The sequence below is a fragment of the Streptomyces sp. NBC_00670 genome, assembly GCF_036226765.1.
Taxonomy (GTDB): Bacteria; Actinomycetota; Actinomycetes; order Streptomycetales; family Streptomycetaceae; genus Streptomyces.
On record NZ_CP109017.1, the window covers coordinates 7,426,056 to 7,442,296 of the forward strand.

Here is a 16,241-nt window from a genome sequence, read left to right on the forward strand (position 1 = left end):
ACGCGTCCGGCACCGCCGATGGACCTGACGCCGCGCACGTGGTGGACTCTGCGCACATGAGGTTCCTCCACACGACGCTGCCGCAGCGCGTCGTCTTCGCGCCCCGGGCCTCGCCGCGGGCGGTCGCCCGCGAGACCGCCCGCCTCGGCGCCCGCCGCGTCATGCTGATCGCCTCCCGCCGCGCGGCCGCGCTCGCCGACCCGATCGCGGCCGGGCTGCCGGTCGTGCTGCGGCACGAGGAGGTCGTCATGCACGTTCCGGCCGAGGTGGCCGAACGGGCCCGCGCGGCCGCCGCGCACGCCGGGGCCGACGCCGTCGTCACCGTGGGCGGCGGCTCCACCACCGGGCTCGGCAAGGCCGTCGCACTGACCACCGGCCTCCCCGTCGTCGCCGTGCCCACCACCTACGCCGGGTCCGAGGCGACCAATGTCTGGGGGCTGACGGAGGGCGGCACGAAGACCACCGGCACCGACGACGCGGTCCTGCCGCGCGCGGTCGTGTACGACGCCGCGCTGCTCACCACGCTGCCCGCCGCCCTGAGCGTCGCCTCGGGGCTCAACGCGCTGGCCCACTGCGTCGACTCGATGTGGGGCCCGCGCGCGGACCCCATCGACCGGGCGCTGGCGGGGGAGGGCATCCGGGCCCTGGCCGCCGGACTGCCCGCGGTCGCCGGGAACGGCGGGCCCGCCGAGGGCAGCCGGGGCGCCGACGGCCTGGCCGGCATCGAACAGACGCTGTACGGCGCCCACCTCGCCGCGGTCGCGTTCGCGTCGGCCGGCTCGGGGCTGCACCACAGGATCTGCCACGTCCTCGGCGGCATGTTCCACCTCCCGCACGCCCAGACCCACGCCGTCGTCCTGCCGCACGTCCTCGCCCTCAATGCCCCCCACGCGCCCGAGGCGGAACGGCGCCTCGCGGCCGCCTTCGGCGCCGCCACCGCCGTCCAGGGGCTCGCGGCGCTGCGCACGGCGGTCGACGCCCCGCGCGCGCTGCGGGACCACGGAATGCCCGCGGACGGCATCGCACGGGCGGTCCCGGCGATCCTGGCCGCCGTACCGGCCGGCAACCCGGCGCCCGTGACCGAGGAGAACCTCACCGCCCTGCTGTGCGCCGCCTGGAGAGGAGAGCGTCGATGAGTACCCAGGTGAACCCGGACCCGGCGGCCCGGACCGACGTCCACCGGGCCGTCGCCCGCGAGCCGGACCCGGAGCAGGAGGCCGTCGAGGCCGGGCTCGTGGACGCCGTCGTCGCCTCCTTCGACGCCTGCCGGGACCCCCGGCTCAAGGAGCTGATGGTCTCCCTGGCCCGGCATCTGCACGCCTTCCTGCGCGAGACGCGGCCCACCGAGGACGAGTGGGGCGCCGCCATCCGGTTCCTCACCCGGGCCGGCCGTCTCACCGACGACGTGCGCCAGGAGTTCATCCTGCTCTCGGACGTCCTCGGCGCCTCCACGCAGACCGTCAACGTCAACCACACCGCGCACGCGGGAGCCACCGAGGCGACCGTTCTCGGGCCCTTCTTCGTCGAGGACGCCCCGCACGTCGCACTCGGCGGCGACCTCTCCTCCGGCGCGCCCGGCGAACCCTGCTGGGTCGAGGGCACGGTGACCGGCACCGACGGCACGCCGCTCGCGGGGGCGCGGATCGACGTGTGGGAGGCCGACGAGGACGGCCGCTACGACGTCCAGTACGACGCGGCCCGGCGCGCGGCGCGCGGCCACCTGTTCACCGACGGGGACGGCGGCTACCGGTTCTGGGCGCTCACCCCGACGCCGTACCCGATTCCCGACGACGGCCCCGTCGGGCAGCTCCTGCGCGCGGTCGGCCGCTCCCCGCTGCGCGCCGCGCATCTGCACTTCCGGGTCGCCCACGAGGGCGCGCGCACGCTGGTGACGCACCTCTTCCCCGAGGGCGATCCGATCGGCCGCGACGACTCCGTCTTCGGGGTCAAGGAGTCACTGGTCAAGCACTTCGCGCGGCAGCCGGCCGGCACTTCCACGCCCGACGGGCGGGTGGTCGAGGGCACCTGGAGCAGGGTGCGCTTCGACCTCGTGCTCGCCCCCGCGGGGGCCTGAACGAGGACCCCTCGCGAGGGCGGCGACGGCCCGCCGGCCGCGCGCGGCGGACCCGCCGGCGTCAGGACTCGGCCAGCCGGAAGCCCATGGCGTACATGTCCCGGTGGTACCAGCCGTGCCGGCGGCGGCAGCGGGCCAGGTCCGCGAAGCGGGTGAAGCCGCCGCCGCGGGCGACCCGGTAGGGCACCCGGCCGCCCAGGTCGTCCTCGACCGTCTCGCCACCGGGATAGGGGCGGTAGTCGTCGGCCACGTACTCCTCCACGTTGCCGCCCATGTCGGCGGCGCCGAAGGGGGAGCGGCCGGCCGGGTACATGCCGACGGGGGTGGTGGACAGGGGGCCGTGCTCGACCGTGTTGGCGCGTTCGGGGTCCATCTCCTCGCCCCAGGGGTAGGCCCGTCCGTCCCCGCCGCTCGCCGCGTACTCCCACTCGGCCTCCGTCGGCAGCCGGAAGGACCGCCCGGTGCGCGCCGCCAGCCAGGCCGCGTAGCGCTCCGCGTCCCGCGGGGCGACGGTCCACACCGGGTGGTTGGCGAGTTCCGCCGGGTAGCCGCCGAACCGCCAGGACGAGGGCGGGGGAGCGGCGTCCGGCTCCGCCACCAGGAAGGCGTGGTACTCCAGGTTGGTGACGGGGTAGCGGCCGATCCGGAACGCCGGGACGTCCACCTCGTAACTCGGGGCCTCCTTGGCGATCCAGTCCCGCACCACCCCCACGTGGCGCCACCGCGCGGTCACCGCGTCCACCCGCTCCGCGGGCAGCCCGAGCCGTACGCGCGCCGCGGGCACGTCGCACATCGCGGGGTCGTCGGGGACGATCCGGGGGTCGCCGAGCAGGGCCAGCAGCCGTCCGGCGGCGAGCCGGGTGAGGAACTCCGCGGCCGGGTCCTCGACGGTGCGGGCGAGGTCGCGCGCGCCGCGGAAGGCCAGCAGCCGCGCCCGGCCGCTCACCTCGGCCTCGTCGACCCGGGGGACGAACGAGGCGGGAAGGCCCATCGTGGCCCGGTCGTCGACGGCGTGCGGATCGACCGGCGGCGGGGTGAGGGTGCTCATGCGGCGATCCTCCCGCCGACCGGGACCTCGTGCACGGAACCGTCGTAGGAGGAGGCGAGGAAGCGTCCCTTCGCGGCGTCGTAGCACAGGCAGGAGATGCCGGCCGCGGTCGGCCTGCCGAGGTGGGACCAGGTGTCGGTGCGCAGGTCGCGGACGGCGACGGTGCCCGCGTACGAGCCGCTGGCGACGAACCGGCCGTCGTCCGAGGCGGCCACGCACTTGATGGAGTGGTCGTGCGGGGTGGGTATCGCGTGGCCGGCGCGCCCGCGCCAGACGCGCAGCGTGCGGTCCCTGCCCACGCTGGCGAAGGCGCCCTCGTCCAGCGCCGCGCACCCGTTGGCGATCTGGTCGTGCGCCTTCTCGACCCGCCCGGTCTCCCGGAGGCCGGTCAGGGAGAACCAGCACACCGAGGTGTCGGCGCAGACGGCGAACAGGGTGTCGCCGGAGATCGCCACGTCCTTGACCGGGTTGGTGTGCAGCGGCAGCGTCGCCACGTGCCGGACCCGCTCCCCGACGGCGAAGACCAGTCCCTCGCCGGTGTAGGTGCCCACCACGACGTGCGGCACCCCGTCCCGCTCGAACGCCGCGGCGCAGTTGAGCGGCGAACGGTGCTGGTGCAGGGTCTCGCCGTCGGCGGCGTCGAAGAGCCGGCCGAGCTGCCCGCCGGTCAGCATGCGGTCGCCCACCGCGATCAGGAAGTTGCACAGGCTGCCCGTGGTGGCGACCTCCCGGCCGTCCCGCCACACGACGCCCGCGTCCCCGACGGTCCACACCCCGTCCGCGGCGGCCGTGATCGCGTTCAGGCAGCGCGTCCGCCCGACCCCGGTCAGATCCCACGTCCCGCTGTCCAGGTCGTAGGTGGCGTAGGAGGTGCCGAACGTCCCGAAGACGATGGTGCGGTCGTCCAGGAACGCGCAGGAGCGGGGCCAGACCTCCGCCGGGAACTCCGTGGTGTGGGTCAGGACCGGTGCGCCGTCGGCGCCCGAGCAGTCCCACACCCGCAGCGTGCGATCGTAACTGAGGCTCACCAGGGACTGGGTGGCCGCGTGGTGGACGAGTCGCTTGATGCCGGCCTCGTGGGCGAGGTGCTGGGTGGTGCGCGTCCCGTTGATGGTGACGATCTCGCCGTTGTCGTTGCCCGCGTAGATGACCCCGGTGGGGCTGAGGGCGATGGTGTCGGTCTCCGCGTCCCCCAGGTCGACGTCGCCCGTCATGGCGTGGGTCTCCAGGGACCACCGCTTGACCGTGCCGTCGTCGCTTGAGGTCACCAGCTCCGTGCCGTCGGCCAGCCAGGCCACGGAGAGGATGTCGGCCGTGTGCCCCTTCAGCCGGGCGACGACCGTCCCGGTGTCGAGGTCGTGGACGCGGATGAGGTGGTCCCGGGCGACGGTCGCCACGAGCGGCCTGCTCGGGTGGAAGGCCGCCATGTCGACGTCGTCCCGGTGCTCGCTCAGCACGGTCCGCAGCTTCAGGTCCGGCAGTGACCACACCCGGGCCGTGTAGTCGCTGGAGGCGGTGAGCAGCAGGGTGCCGTCCGCGTTGAACTCGACGTGGTTGGCCAGGTGGTCGTGGTGGGCGCGGGCCAGGGGGCGGCGCTCGCCGGCGTCCCACAGGATGACCTGGTTGTCGTAGCCGGCCGTCGCCACGAGTGCTCCGCCGAAGGCCGCGATGCCGCTGATGGGACCATGGTGACGTATCATGCCGAGCCCTTCAGTTGGATGGTGTGCGAGGTGCGGACGACCTTGGCCCGGAGGTAGCCGGTGTTGTACGGGTTGGCGAAGACCCCGGTGGAGACCGTGTCACGGACCTTGATGCCGTACCTGAGCAACTGCTCACGCTTGTCGGGGTTGTTGGTCAGCAGGTCGATCTCGTTGTGCCCGAGGGCGCCCAGCATCTGGGCCGCGACCGCGTAGTCGCGCAGGTCCTCGTCCAGTCCCAGGGCGCGGTTGGCCTCGTAGGTGTCCAGGCCCTGCTGCTGGAGGCGGTAGGCGTCCAGCTTGTTGTACAGGCCGATGCCCCGGCCCTCCTGGCGCAGGTACAGCAGCACCCCTCCGGCGGCGTCGATCGCGCGCAGCGCCTCGGTGAGCTGGGGCCCGCAGTCGCAGCGCGCCGAGCCGAACACCTCACCCGTGAGGCACTCCGAGTGCACGCGCACGAGCGGCACCTCGGCCGGGGGGCCCAGCCGCACGGCGAGGTGCTCACCCACGTCGGCGAGGCCGGTGAAGGTCATCAGGTCGGCCTGCAGGACCGCGCCCAGCCCGTGGTGCAGCGGTACTTGGACGCTCTGCCGGATCCTGGCCGGGCTCGGCACGCTCCAGGCGTGCCCGGACGGCGCACTTCCCGAGGCGGCCCGGTCGGCGGGGGCGGCGGGGGCCGCACCGGAGGGGGCCGGCAGCGGTGCGACGGTCACGTGCTCCTGGCTGAGCCCCGCGGTGTCGGGGCGCCGGCGCGCGTGGGCGAGCACCGCGTGCGCGAACGCGGTCAGTTCGGCGCGCACGCCCTGGTGGGTGAAGCGGCCCCCGGCCTGGGGGAGGGCCGCGGCGAAGGGGATCGCCAGCCGCGGCCCGTCCATCACCACCGCGTCGGCGCGTTCCAGGACCGAGCGCAGCACGGGCTGGGCGTCCACGGCGCCGCGGGCGCCCGGGGAGACACTCAGCACGGCGGTCGGCTTGCCGGCCAGGGCCCCCGCGTGCCAGGGGCGCGACAGCCAGTCCAGCGTGTTCATCAGCAGACCGGAGATCAGTCCGTTGTACGACGGGGTGCTGATCACCACCGCGTCGGCGGACGCCACCAGTTCACGGACCCGGCGCACGGCATCGCCGGTCCGGCCCTCCGCGTCGGCGTCCTCGTCGTAGAAGGGCAGACCGTCGGGGACGAGTACGTGGGTGTCGGCAGGCTCGGGATCCTCCGCGAGGATTCCTTCGAGCGTGGCGAGGGCCGCCGTGTTGAGTGAGCGGGGCCGCCGGCTGCCTGAGATGAGAACGATCCTGGTCATCTGGTCTCCTCGACGCCGGGGACAACACCGCCGCGCGGGCGGGGCCATGACGTGAAGCGCTGGCGGAGTTCAACGTTCCGGTGTCGGCCTCCCGATGCGGTCCCGAGCGGTTCCCGATCCCGTCCCGCCGTGGTGCGGCACGGCACACCACGGCGGGACGGGAGGGAGGGCCAGGACGGGGCCTACGAGGCCGGACGTATGGTGATGCGGCTCAGCAGCACCGGGGAACCGTTCGGCGGCATCCGGCCGCTCCGGTCGTCGGGCAGGCTCCGGCCGAAGGCCTGGACGAGGGGATGGAAGGAGTAGCGCCCGAGCCCCTTCTGCTGGAGCAGATGCATGTCCACCAGGTACTCCAGGGACCGTTCGGCCACGACCGGGCCGGTGCCCAGCGTCGTCGCGGCCGCCGCCACGTCGACGTCGGGGACCGGACGCAGGCTCAGCAGCCGGAAGTGGGCGCGGATGCGGGGCGGGAGGGCCTCGTAGGAGGTCGCCAGCGTGGCCGTGACACTGCGGGAGCCGCTGCGCAGTTCGTCGAGGACGTTGTCCGCGGTGCGCAGCCGGTCCACGAAGTAGCCGACGGTCCAGTGCCGCCGCTTGCGGATCCGGGCGCCGGCGATCCGCAGGGCCAGCGGCAGGTGCCCGCAGAGCGCGGCCAGTTCGGCCGTGGCCGCCGGCTCCGCCTCCGCCCGGGAGTCACCGATGGAACTGCTCAGCAGTTCGACGCTCTCCCGCTCGGACAGCGGTCCCAGCGAGATGTTCTCGGCGCCGTCGAGGTCCAGGAGCTGCGAGCGGTTGGTGACGAGGACGAAGCTGTCCTGCGAGGGCGGCAGCAGCGCGTGCACCAGAGCGGGGTCGCCGATGTGGTCGAAGAGCACCAGCAGCTTCAGGGAGGAGGTCCGCGCACGCCACAGGGCACGGCGTCCGCGGGCATCCTCGGGTATCTCCGAGCCGGGCAGCCCCAGGGACCGCAGCAGCACGTCGAGGGCGGCGGACAGGCCGAGTTCCTCCTCGTCCTCGCTGTAGCCCTTGAGGTCGAGGTAGATCAGACCGTCGGGGAACCGTTCCGCCAGGAGGTGGACGACGCGCACGGCCAGTGCCGTCTTGCCGGAGCCGCCCATGCCGTCGATCACCGCGATGCGGGGCGAGCGGTCGCCGACGCGGGCGGCGACGCGAAGGATCCGGTCGATCTCCGCCGTACGGCCCGTGAAGTCGTCCGGCACATGGGGGAAGGGACAGGGCCGTTCGGTGCCCCGCGGGTGCCCGGCCGCACCGGAGGGCACGTCCGCCGGCCGCTCCGGCGCGGCCGGGACGGACAGTTCGGGGCTGTTGCGCAGGATCGCCTGGTACAGCTCGGAGAGTTCCGGGCTCGGGTCGATGCCGAGTTCCTCGGCGAGCAGGGTGCGGGTGTGGGCGTACTCGTTGATGGCCTCCGCCTGGCGGCCCGCCCGGTACAGGGCGAGCAGCAGCCGGTGGCGCAGCGACTCGCGGTAGGGGTGGGCGGCGATGGCGTGCCGCAACTCGCCGATGAGTCCTGCGGCCCGGCCGGTGGACAGCCGCAGGTCGGCCAGGGACTCCAGGGCGCTCAGCCGGCGTTCCTCCAGCAGGGCGCAGGCCGCTTCGATGGTGGCGCTGCCCGAGTCCGGGAGGGCGGGGCCGCGCCAGAGGGCGAGGGCGGCCTCCCACTGCCGGGCGGCTTCGGCCCGGTTCCCCGCGGCCAGTGACTGACGGGCGCCGTCCTCGTGGGCGGCGAAGAGGCTGAGGTCGAGTTGTTCCTCGTTCAGGAGCATCCGGTAGCCGGACGGTTCGGTGGCGATGAGGTCACCGCCGCCGGGTACGCGCCTGCGCAGTTCGCCGACGGCCTTGCGGATCTGGTGGGAGGCCGTCGCCGGGGGGTCGCCGGCCCAGGCGGCCTGTACCAGTTGGGAGACCGGGACGACCCGGCCCCGTTCCAGGAGCAGAACGGCCAGTACCCGCTCGTTGAGCGTGCCCCCGAGGCGGATCCGCCGTTCCTCGTCCCATGCTTCCAGGGGCCCGAGTAAGAGGAAGCGGATACCGGATTGTTGAAGTGTCACGTAACGACCTTATCTTTCGTCCGGATCCCCGTTGGTGCGGACGGGAGGCGCCGCGTGCGTGCCGGGCAGCGGCGCCGGGCGTCTTCGCTGTGGGGGAGGTGCGGGGCGGCGCGGGAGGCGGGCGTCCGTGGCGGCGGGGTCGGCCGCCGCACGGAGTGGGGGTGCGCCCACGGGGGCTATGCCGTGTCCGCCGGGCCGGGGACCGTGGTGGCGTGCCGCGCGGCGGGAGGGGGTGGAAGGGTGTCCCAGCCGGTACGGATACGCAGCAGCAGCCAGCACAGCGGGAGCATAGCAATCGCCCCGAGCACGAGGAATACGCCCCTGACCGGGAGTACACCGCTGCTCACGCTGATCACCAGTGGTCCCAGCGCCTCCGCGCCGCCGCACACCAGTCGCCACAGTCCCCACAGCCGTCCGATGTACTCGGCGGGCATCATGCGGTACAGCAGGACCTCGGCCGCGACGTTGAGGACGCTGTAGGAACCGAAGAGCCCGGTCATCGCCAGCGTCACCAGCACCGGCGACCCGGAGGTCATCAGGGCCAGGCTGCCCGCCGTGGTCAGCAGTGCGCCCAGCGCGACATGGCCGATGCGCAGCCGGGATCCCTCACCGGCGATCCGGGTGGCCCACAGCGCGCCCGCGGTGGCGCAGAGGTTGACCACCGTGAGGACGAACTCCACCCGGCCGCCCGACAGCCGCAGTTCGTCCCGCAGGTAGAAGACCGACAGCGCCTGGCTCCCGGTGCCGCCGAGCACCTCCACGAACGCCACCAGCACCATCGTGGTGAACACCACCCGGCTGCCGCGCAGCACGCGCCAGCCGGCCAGGACCGACCGGGCGAACCCGTCGTGCGCCCGGCCGCCGTCCGTCTTCCGCGGCGGCCGCACCCCTGCGAGCCACACCGCGGCGGGCACCAGGAAGGTGCCCAGGTTCAGCCAGAGCAGGCCCACATAGCCGAGCGGCCCCAGCAGGGCGCCGGCCAGCAGTGGTCCGAGCACCGTGGTGACGCGGAACGACGCCGACTGCACGCCCCGCGCCTGTCCCGGCTGGTCCGGGAAGAGCGCGGGGAGACTGGCGAACCAGCCACTGCGGTAGGTCGCGCCGCCGAACTGCACGCTCAGCTCGCACACCACCAGCAGCCAGGCACCGGGACGGACGTCGCCGCCGAGCACCACGATCAGCACCAGTACGGCGAGGAACTGGACGGCAAGACCCGACAGCACCAGTCCGCGCGTCCCGTACCGGTCGGCGAGGTGCCCGAGGAGCGGCCCGCTGAGCAGCAGGGCGACGGGGGTCACCGCGCTGAGCAGCGCCATGACGTGCAGGGAACCGGTCAGGTCGTACGACAGGAGGGGCAGGGTGACGGCGTAGATGCCGTCACCCAGGTTGTTCGCGAACACCCCCGCGCTGAAGGAGACGAACCGCGGTCGTCGCCACAGCGAGGACGGTCCCGCGTCTTCCTCGAGCGTCACGCACGCTCCAGGCGGCTGGGGTCCACGGGCCGCAGGTACTGGTCGCGCACCCGCTCGGGCCCCTCCTTGGTGAGGCGGTACGTCCGCAGCCAGCCGCCGCGCCCGCCGACCAGGAGGTACGGCGTGCCGTCGGCGCTGCGCACGGCGTGCGCGGCCTTGGCGAAGTCGGGCAACGGCTCCAGCAGCCCGAGCAGTTCGGGTTCGGCGGGACCCGGCGGCAGGGGATCGGAGAACACGCCCAACTGCTGTCCGTAGGTGGTGGTGTAGAGCCGGCCGTCCACCACGACGGCGTCCTCGGCGGTGTTCTCCAGCAGCTCCGAGTAGACCCGCAGCACGGTCCCCGTCTCCGGATCGATCTCGTGCACGCCGGCGCCGCCCATGACGAAGACGCGGTCGCCGTCGAAGCGGAAGCGTTTGCAGTACGCCTCCTCGCCGATGAACGAGACCCAGCGGTCGGTGTGCGAGGCGCGGTCGATCCTGCGCACCACCGCGTTGCGGCCGCCGAGGAGCAGGTCGCCGTCCGGGGTGTACGTCCCCGCCCAGACGGGGGCGTTGTCGACCTCGTAGGTGTCCACCGTCCGGCCCGTCGCGGCGTCCAGCTCGTAGGCGCCGATGTTGCAGGTGACCAGCGCCCGTGTGCCGTCCGGGTCGAGGGAGACGGTGGACAGCCTGCCGCCCGGCGCCGCCTGCCACACCAGCGCGCCGTCCGGCCCGGCCCGGAAGGCCACGTTCTCCCGGGTGACCCCGAGCCAGCCGCCGTCCTTCAACGGCACGACACGGCGGGTGAGGCCGAGGCGGTGGTCGTGCTGCGCGGCCACCCGTACGCCGATCTCGCCGGGGGGACCGGTGCGTTCGACGATCAGCTCGGCCACGCCCTCGTCCACGGCGGCCAGCAGCCGGTCGGGCCGGTCCGGGTGGACCTGGAGGTCCCAGAAGGACTGGTGGCGGAAGGAGGAGCGGGCCACCCGGGTGCCGTCGGGGGTGAGCGCCGTGATGACGCCGTCCTGGGTCAGGACGAACAGACGGTCGGAGCTGTCCGAGACGGCGAAGTCGTTGATGTTGTGGGCGAACGAGGCCACCTTGCGGTCCAGCCTCAGGTCCGGACCGCTGTTGTCGAAGGCGTACAGATCGCCGTCGAACCCGCCCGTGTAGACCCACCGGTGGTCCGTGGAGAAGGTCATGACCTCCACGTCGTCCGTCGCGAACGCCACGCTCTCGATGACCCGGCCGTCGTCCGTGAGCGTGACGATGCCGTTCGACTTGTTCCCCGTCTCGCCCGCGCCGTTGTCCTGCGTGACCCAGAAGCGCCGGTGGCGGAAGTCCCAGACGACACGGTGCAGGTTGGAGTGGTCGTCCACCTGGACCCGCACGGGGAACTCCCGCTTCTCGACGTCGCCGAGGAAGAGCTGCCCCTTCTTGTCCGTGACCGCGTGCAGAGTGGGGTGGCCGAAGTCGAACCACTCCAGGTAGTCGGAGCTCATCGACGGCACGATCCGGTCCACCCGGAAGGTCTGCAGGTCGATGACCACCAGTTGCAGATAGCCGTTGTTGACGTAGACCTTGCCGTTCCGGATGCCGAGCCCGCGGTTGACGACGGGTGAGGGCACCTCTCCCGGCATCCGCGAGTCGTCGCACAGCCGGGTGGCGTCGATGTGGTCCAGCAGGTCCAGGGAGGGCAGCGACCAGCGGCCGATCCCGCCGTACTTGTCCTTCGTGACGACATGGTCGCCGGAGACCGCCACGGCGTAGACCGGCTGACCGTCCGGCACCACCGGGGAGGAGCGCAGGAGGTTCAGGTCCTCGTCGAGCAGATGGATCCGGCCCGCGACGTCCGTGGCGAGGAGTGTGCCGTCTCCGATGTGCAGTATTCTGACCGTCCGGCTGGGCATGTCCATGGTGTAAGTCCTCCAGGCCTGCGTGCGGTGGGGCGAAGTGGTGGGGGGTGCCCGGGAGTTCCGGCCGGCGGTCGGGACAGTGCTCGGGGATGTTCTTCCGGCTGAACACCCCCGAGCACCCGTTTTCCTAGCGCACGGCCTTGGCGTAACGGCGCACGGGCTTGGTCATGTCGGTCACCTCCCTCCTCGCATCGCTTCTTCCGGCTCACCGGGCGGATCACTCCGGCATCCGGTGAGTGGTACGGGCGGCCGGCCGGGCTCAGCGCGCCGGGGTGGCGGGGCCTCGGGTCCGGCTCTCGGGGGACACACCGGCCGGTTCCGCCGGCGCGGGGCGGGCGGCGGACAGCAGCGCGTCGGCGATCGACCGCAGCGGGGGCAGCAGCGCGGGGTCCGCCAACTCGCCGCCACGGCATGGCAGTTCGTCGGCGCGGGCGACCGCGAGCGCCGGGTGTGCGAGCACGGTGGCACCGGCGCAGTCGAGCACCTCCCGCAGTACCTCCTGCGCCTCCGCCGCGCCGTGGAACCCGGGGGAGGCACTGATGACGGCCACCGGCTTGCCGACGAGCACGCTGTCGGTCTGCGGTCGGGACAGCCAGTCCAGGGCGTTCTTCAGCACCCCCGGGGGAGCGCCGTTGTACGACGGCGTACTGATCAGCAGACCGTCCGCCGCGGCGACCAGCCGGCGCGCCGCCGCGACCGGCGACGGACCGCCGTCGACGTCGAGGTCGTGATCGAAGTGGGGGAGGGACCGCGGGTCGAGCGCGGACGTGCGGACCGTCGCGCCGCGCTCCTTTAGGACGCGCCGCGCCGTGGCCAGCAACGCGCTGTTCAGAGAGTGACGCCTGAGGCTGCCGGAGACGAGAACGATGCGGGTCATACCGGCTCCTCCCCTCGTGTCGGCTGGTGCGAGAGTCGACCGTCACGCCGGGAGTGGGGGTTCCGAGGCACCGCCTCGGCGGGAACCATCCCCGCGCATCGTCGATAGTGGAGGCCCGGGTTCCCTTTTCGTTCCCGATCCGTTCCTCTGCCCGCCGCGCGGGTGCCGCCGAGGCCGGCCGGTGCCCGGGCACGGCCCGGTGGTGCCGTCCGCCCCGGCGAACCGGTTCGGGCTCAGTTCGTGCCGTCCGCCCCGGCGAACCGGTTCAGGCCCAGTACGCCGAGCAGTTGCAGCTTCTCGTGGCTCTCCGTGTGGGGCGGGGCGGTGAGGACGAGGAGGGTCTGCGACTGGTCCTCGGTGAACAGGGCCTGGCAGTCCAGTTCGAGGGCGCCGAGTTCGGGGTGGAGGAGCGTCTTGTGATCCTCGAAGCGCGGGGCGACCTCGTGCCGCTCCCACAGCTCGGCGAACTCCGTGCTCGTCCCGCGCAGGGCGCGCACGAGTTCGCCGGCCCGGGACCTGGGGCCGCGCAGCCCGTAGGCGGCGCGCAGGCAGGCGACCTGGGCGCGGCTCTGCCGGTCCCGGTCGGCCTCGGGGTAGAGCAGCCGCTCGGCGGGGTCGGTGAACCAGCGGTGGATCGCGCTGCGGGCCGGTCCGGTGTGGCCGGACACGTCACCGAACAGGGCGTCGGCCATCCTGTTCTGCACGAGCGTCTCCAACAGGTCGGACAGGACGAGCGCCGGGGTGTCCTCCAGGCGGTCCATGACCCGCAGCAGCGCGGGGGCGACATGCGTGGAGGCCGACAGGGACGCGGGGGCGTTGTGCCCGGCGATCCGGTACAGGTAGTCGCGCTCGCCGTTCGTCAGCCGCAGGGCCCTGGCGAGGGAGGCGAGCGTCTGCTCGCTGGGCTGCGGGCCGCGCCGCTGCTCCAGCCGGGTGTAGTAGTCGGTCGACATCACGGCGAGCGACGCGACCTCCTCGCGCCGCAGCCCCCGGGTCCGGCGGCGTACGCCCGCGGGAAGCGCGACGTCCGCCGGCTGGAGCGCCTCGCGGCGGCGGCGCAGGAAGTCGGCCAGTGCTTCACGGTCCATGTCCACGATTGTCACCGCCCGCCGTGCCGCCGGCCAGGGATCGGCGGTCCCCCGACAAACGGTCTCTGCACCGGCGCGGCCCGACGCGTGAGAGTCGAAGGCATGAACATCACCGGAAACACCGTCTTCATCCCCGGCGCCACCAGCGGCATCGGGCTCGCCCTCGCCCTCCGGCTGCGGACCAGGGGCAACACCGTCATCGTCGGCGGCCGGCGCACCGACCTGCTGGAGAGGATCGCGGCGGAGCACCCCGGCATCGACACCGTGCGGATCGACACCACCGACCCCGAGAGCATCACCGCCGCCGCCGGGCAGGTGCTCGCGCGCCACCCCGGCCTCAACGTCCTCGTCACCATGGCCGGCATCATGCGCGTCGAGGACTGGCGCGCCCCCGAGACGTTCCTCGCCACCGCGGAGGCCACGGTGACGACGAACGTGCTCGGCCCGATCCGGCTGATCGCCGCCTTCGTCGAGCATCTGCGGACCCGGCCGGACGCCACGATCATGACCGTCTCCTCCGGCCTCGCGTTCGCCCCGCTCCGCATCACACCGAGCTACAACGCGTCCAAGGCCGCGATCCACATGCTCAGCGAGTCCCTGCGGCTGCAGCTCGACGGCACCACCGTGAAGGTCGTCGAACTCGTACCGCCGTCCGTCCGCACCGCACTCCTGCCCGGCCAGGAGGACAACGCCCTCGCCATGCCGCTCGACGCGTACGTCACCGAGACCGTCACCCTGCTGGAGACGCAGCCGGACGCCGAGGAGATCCTGGTGGAACAGGTGAAGTTCCTCCGCCACGGCGAGTCCCGCGGCGACTACGACCAGGTCGTCCGGGCACTCAACGCCGCCGACCCGCACGGGAAGTAGCCCGGGCGGACCTACGGGCGCCGGGCGAGGTGCACGCCGAGTCCGGTCCGCCCGGGCAGGACGTCCGGCCGCAGGACACGGTCGTCGTCGTAGTCCCCGCCGTCCTGCGGGCGGTACGGGAGGGGCGCGGTCGTCCACAGGGTGCGCAGCCGCTCGCGCAGCTCCTTGGCGGCGCTCTCCGCGTCCTCGGGCGTGTACCGGTCGGCGCCCGGGACCAGCAGCGGCGGAAGCACCGTCGCGCCGGAGTGGAAGAGCGTGCCGTGCAGCAGCGGGAACAGCAGTTCGTCGAGGCTTCCGTGGATGCCCCGTCCGCCGTAGAACCGGGCGGGTCCGCCCGCGCCGGCGACGACCAGCGCCGGCTTGCCGGAGAGGAAACCGTCCCCGTAACCGAGCGGCCGTCCGTCCGGTGCCTGCAGACCATAGGCGTAACCCTGGACGAAGACCCGGTCGAACCAGCCCTTGAGGATCGCGGGCATCTGGAACCACCACAGCGGGAACTGGACGACGAGCGCGTCCGCCCGGTCGAGCTTGTCCTGCTCGGCCCGGATGTCGGCGCTCAGCGTGCCGGCGCCGTGGGCGCGCTTCGCGGCGGCCGCGACCAGGAACCGTTCGGCGGGATCGTGGGCGTAGTCCGCGGTGTCGACCACCGGGTTCCAGCCCATCGCGTAGAGGTCCGAGACCTCGACCTCGTGGCCGGCGTCCAGGAGCGCGCGCCGGCCCTCGGCGGCGAGGAAGGCGGTGAGGGAACGGGAATCGGGGTGGGCCATGACCCAGAGAATGTTCATGGCGTCGATCATGTGACGGCGGCGGCACCGCCACGACTGGCCCGATGGACAACATGTGCGAAGATCGGGCCATGACCGTCTTCGCAGGCGACGGCCGCCACCGGGTGGCCGTCCTGGTCCGCGACCGGATGCTGCCGTTCGAACTCGGCATTGTCCACCGGCTGTTCGGCCAGGCCCGCTCCGCGGCCGGGGAGCCGCTCTACGAGGTGGTGACCTGCGCGCTCGTGGCCGGTGAGATCCGCACGGACACCGACTTCACCGTCACCGTCGCGCACGGTCCCGAGGCGCTCGCCGAGGCCGACACCGTGTTCGTCCCCGGGGCGGAGAGCGACCGCGCGCCCGGCGCCGGCCCGCTCGAACCGGCGCTGGCCGCCGCGCTGGCCCGGGTGCGGCCCGGCGCCCGGGTCGCGTCGATCTGCACGGGCTCGTTCGTCCTGGCCCGGGCCGGACTGCTCGCCGGGCGGCGGGCGACCACCCACTGGCGCTCGTCCGCACGCTTCAGGGAGCGCTTCCCGGACGTGGCCTTCGACCCCGGCGTCCTCTACACGGACGACGACGGCGTCCTGACCTCGGCGGGCGCGGCCGCGGGCATCGACCTGTGCCTGCACATGATCCGCTCCGACCACGGCGCCGACGTCGCGGGCGAGGTGGCCCGCGGCACCGTCGTCCCGCCGCACCGCGAGGGCGGCCAGGCGCAGTACATCACCCGGCCGCTGCCCGAACCGGCGGTCTCCTCCACCGCCCGGGCCCGCGCCTGGGCGCTCGCCAACCTCCACCGGCCGCTCACCCTGCGGGAGCTGGCGGCCCAGGAGTCCACCAGCACGCGCACGTTCACCCGGCGCTTCCGTGAGGAGATCGGCACCTCGCCGGGCCGCTGGCTGACCCGGCAGCGCGTGGAACGCGCCTGCACGCTGCTGGAGCGCACCGACCTCCCCGTCGAGGAGATCGCCACCGACGCCGGCTTCGGTACCGCCGGCTCGATGCGCCTGCACCTCCAGGCCGAACTGGGCGTCTCCCCGACGGCGTACCGCGCCACGTTCCGCGGCAGGGGCTGACCGGCCCTACACC

13 protein-coding genes and 1 pseudogene are annotated in these 16,241 nt (G+C 73.4%); 4 read left to right on the plus strand and 10 right to left on the minus strand.

From position 1 onward, the window contains the following. Nucleotides 1-56 precede the first annotated feature (56 nt). Nucleotides 57-1,136 (plus strand): maleylacetate reductase, encoded by a 1,080-nt coding sequence (locus OIE12_RS32685; RefSeq protein WP_329141567.1) that lies wholly within the window; start codon nt 57-59, stop codon nt 1,134-1,136. Next, nucleotides 1,133-2,074 carry a dioxygenase family protein gene (locus OIE12_RS32690; protein WP_329141568.1) on the plus strand — a complete coding sequence of 314 codons (942 nt, stop codon included), beginning with the start codon at nt 1,133-1,135 and terminating at the stop codon, nt 2,072-2,074. The genes OIE12_RS32685 and OIE12_RS32690 overlap by 4 nt, the downstream gene beginning before the upstream one ends. A 61-nt stretch (nt 2,075-2,135) precedes the next feature. On the opposite strand, the gene OIE12_RS32695 is transcribed toward OIE12_RS32690, so the two are convergent. From OIE12_RS32695 to OIE12_RS32735, 9 genes and pseudogenes are all read right to left on the minus strand, one after another. Further along, nucleotides 2,136-3,122, minus strand: coding sequence for a formylglycine-generating enzyme family protein (locus tag OIE12_RS32695; RefSeq protein ID WP_329141569.1), 987 nt, complete (start codon nt 3,120-3,122; stop codon nt 2,136-2,138). Then, nucleotides 3,119-4,822 (minus strand): WD40 repeat domain-containing protein, encoded by a 1,704-nt coding sequence (locus OIE12_RS32700; RefSeq protein ID WP_329141570.1) that lies wholly within the window; start codon nt 4,820-4,822, stop codon nt 3,119-3,121. The genes OIE12_RS32695 and OIE12_RS32700 overlap by 4 nt, the downstream gene beginning before the upstream one ends. Then, the gene (locus tag OIE12_RS32705) at nt 4,819-5,433 is read right to left on the minus strand and encodes a GTP cyclohydrolase II (RefSeq protein WP_329142369.1); all 615 of its coding nucleotides are present in this window, start codon (nt 5,431-5,433) and stop codon (nt 4,819-4,821) included. Before OIE12_RS32705 ends, OIE12_RS32700 begins: the two co-directional genes overlap by 4 nt. Before the next feature lie 240 nt (nt 5,434-5,673). Next, nucleotides 5,674-6,165: pseudogene (locus tag OIE12_RS32710) on the minus strand (NADPH-dependent FMN reductase); the annotation flags it as partial. Nucleotides 6,166-6,299: 134 nt separating this feature from the next. Then, the gene (locus OIE12_RS32715; protein ID WP_329141571.1) at nt 6,300-8,189 is read right to left on the minus strand and encodes an AfsR/SARP family transcriptional regulator; all 1,890 of its coding nucleotides are present in this window, start codon (nt 8,187-8,189) and stop codon (nt 6,300-6,302) included. A gap of 176 nt (nt 8,190-8,365) precedes the next feature. Beyond that, nucleotides 8,366-9,661 (minus strand): MFS transporter, encoded by a 1,296-nt coding sequence (locus OIE12_RS32720; RefSeq protein WP_329141572.1) that lies wholly within the window; start codon nt 9,659-9,661, stop codon nt 8,366-8,368. Then, nucleotides 9,658-11,556, minus strand: coding sequence for a WD40 repeat domain-containing protein (locus tag OIE12_RS32725; RefSeq protein ID WP_329141573.1), 1,899 nt, complete (start codon nt 11,554-11,556; stop codon nt 9,658-9,660). The genes OIE12_RS32720 and OIE12_RS32725 overlap by 4 nt, the downstream gene beginning before the upstream one ends. A gap of 259 nt (nt 11,557-11,815) precedes the next feature. Beyond that, the gene (locus OIE12_RS32730) at nt 11,816-12,433 is read right to left on the minus strand and encodes an NADPH-dependent FMN reductase (RefSeq protein WP_329141574.1); all 618 of its coding nucleotides are present in this window, start codon (nt 12,431-12,433) and stop codon (nt 11,816-11,818) included. A gap of 233 nt (nt 12,434-12,666) precedes the next feature. Then, a complete protein-coding gene (locus OIE12_RS32735) occupies nt 12,667-13,521 on the minus strand; it encodes a helix-turn-helix transcriptional regulator (protein ID WP_329141575.1) in 855 nt (284 codons plus the stop codon). Between the two features lie 102 nt (nt 13,522-13,623). Here OIE12_RS32735 and OIE12_RS32740 point away from each other — a divergent pair, with 102 nt between their 5' ends. After that, nucleotides 13,624-14,388, plus strand: a complete 765-nt coding sequence (locus OIE12_RS32740; RefSeq protein WP_329141576.1) for an SDR family oxidoreductase — start codon at nt 13,624-13,626, stop codon at nt 14,386-14,388. 11 nt (nt 14,389-14,399) lie between these two features. Here OIE12_RS32740 and OIE12_RS32745 read toward each other — a convergent pair whose 3' ends face one another. Next, on the minus strand, nt 14,400-15,173 hold the full coding sequence (locus OIE12_RS32745; protein ID WP_329141577.1) for an NAD(P)H-dependent oxidoreductase: 774 nt from the start codon (nt 15,171-15,173) through the stop codon (nt 14,400-14,402). 44 nt (nt 15,174-15,217) lie between these two features. On the opposite strand from OIE12_RS32745, the gene OIE12_RS32750 reads away from it, so the two are divergent. Beyond that, nucleotides 15,218-16,228, plus strand: a complete 1,011-nt coding sequence (locus OIE12_RS32750) for a GlxA family transcriptional regulator (protein ID WP_329141578.1) — start codon at nt 15,218-15,220, stop codon at nt 16,226-16,228. Nucleotides 16,229-16,241 lie beyond the last annotated feature (13 nt).

Coding starts and splice junctions, on each gene's coding strand:
- OIE12_RS32685 (WP_329141567.1), top strand. CDS start 57: ATGAGGTTCCTCCACACGACGCTGCCGCAGCGCGTCGTCTTCGCGCCC.
- OIE12_RS32690 (WP_329141568.1), top strand. CDS start 1,133: ATGAGTACCCAGGTGAACCCGGACCCGGCGGCCCGGACCGACGTCCAC.
- OIE12_RS32695 (WP_329141569.1), bottom strand. CDS start 3,122: ATGAGCACCCTCACCCCGCCGCCGGTCGATCCGCACGCCGTCGACGAC.
- OIE12_RS32700 (WP_329141570.1), bottom strand. CDS start 4,822: ATGATACGTCACCATGGTCCCATCAGCGGCATCGCGGCCTTCGGCGGA.
- OIE12_RS32725 (WP_329141573.1), bottom strand. CDS start 11,556: ATGGACATGCCCAGCCGGACGGTCAGAATACTGCACATCGGAGACGGC.
- OIE12_RS32730 (WP_329141574.1), bottom strand. CDS start 12,433: ATGACCCGCATCGTTCTCGTCTCCGGCAGCCTCAGGCGTCACTCTCTG.
- OIE12_RS32735 (WP_329141575.1), bottom strand. CDS start 13,521: ATGGACCGTGAAGCACTGGCCGACTTCCTGCGCCGCCGCCGCGAGGCG.
- OIE12_RS32740 (WP_329141576.1), top strand. CDS start 13,624: ATGAACATCACCGGAAACACCGTCTTCATCCCCGGCGCCACCAGCGGC.
- OIE12_RS32745 (WP_329141577.1), bottom strand. CDS start 15,173: ATGAACATTCTCTGGGTCATGGCCCACCCCGATTCCCGTTCCCTCACC.
- OIE12_RS32750 (WP_329141578.1), top strand. CDS start 15,218: ATGGACAACATGTGCGAAGATCGGGCCATGACCGTCTTCGCAGGCGAC.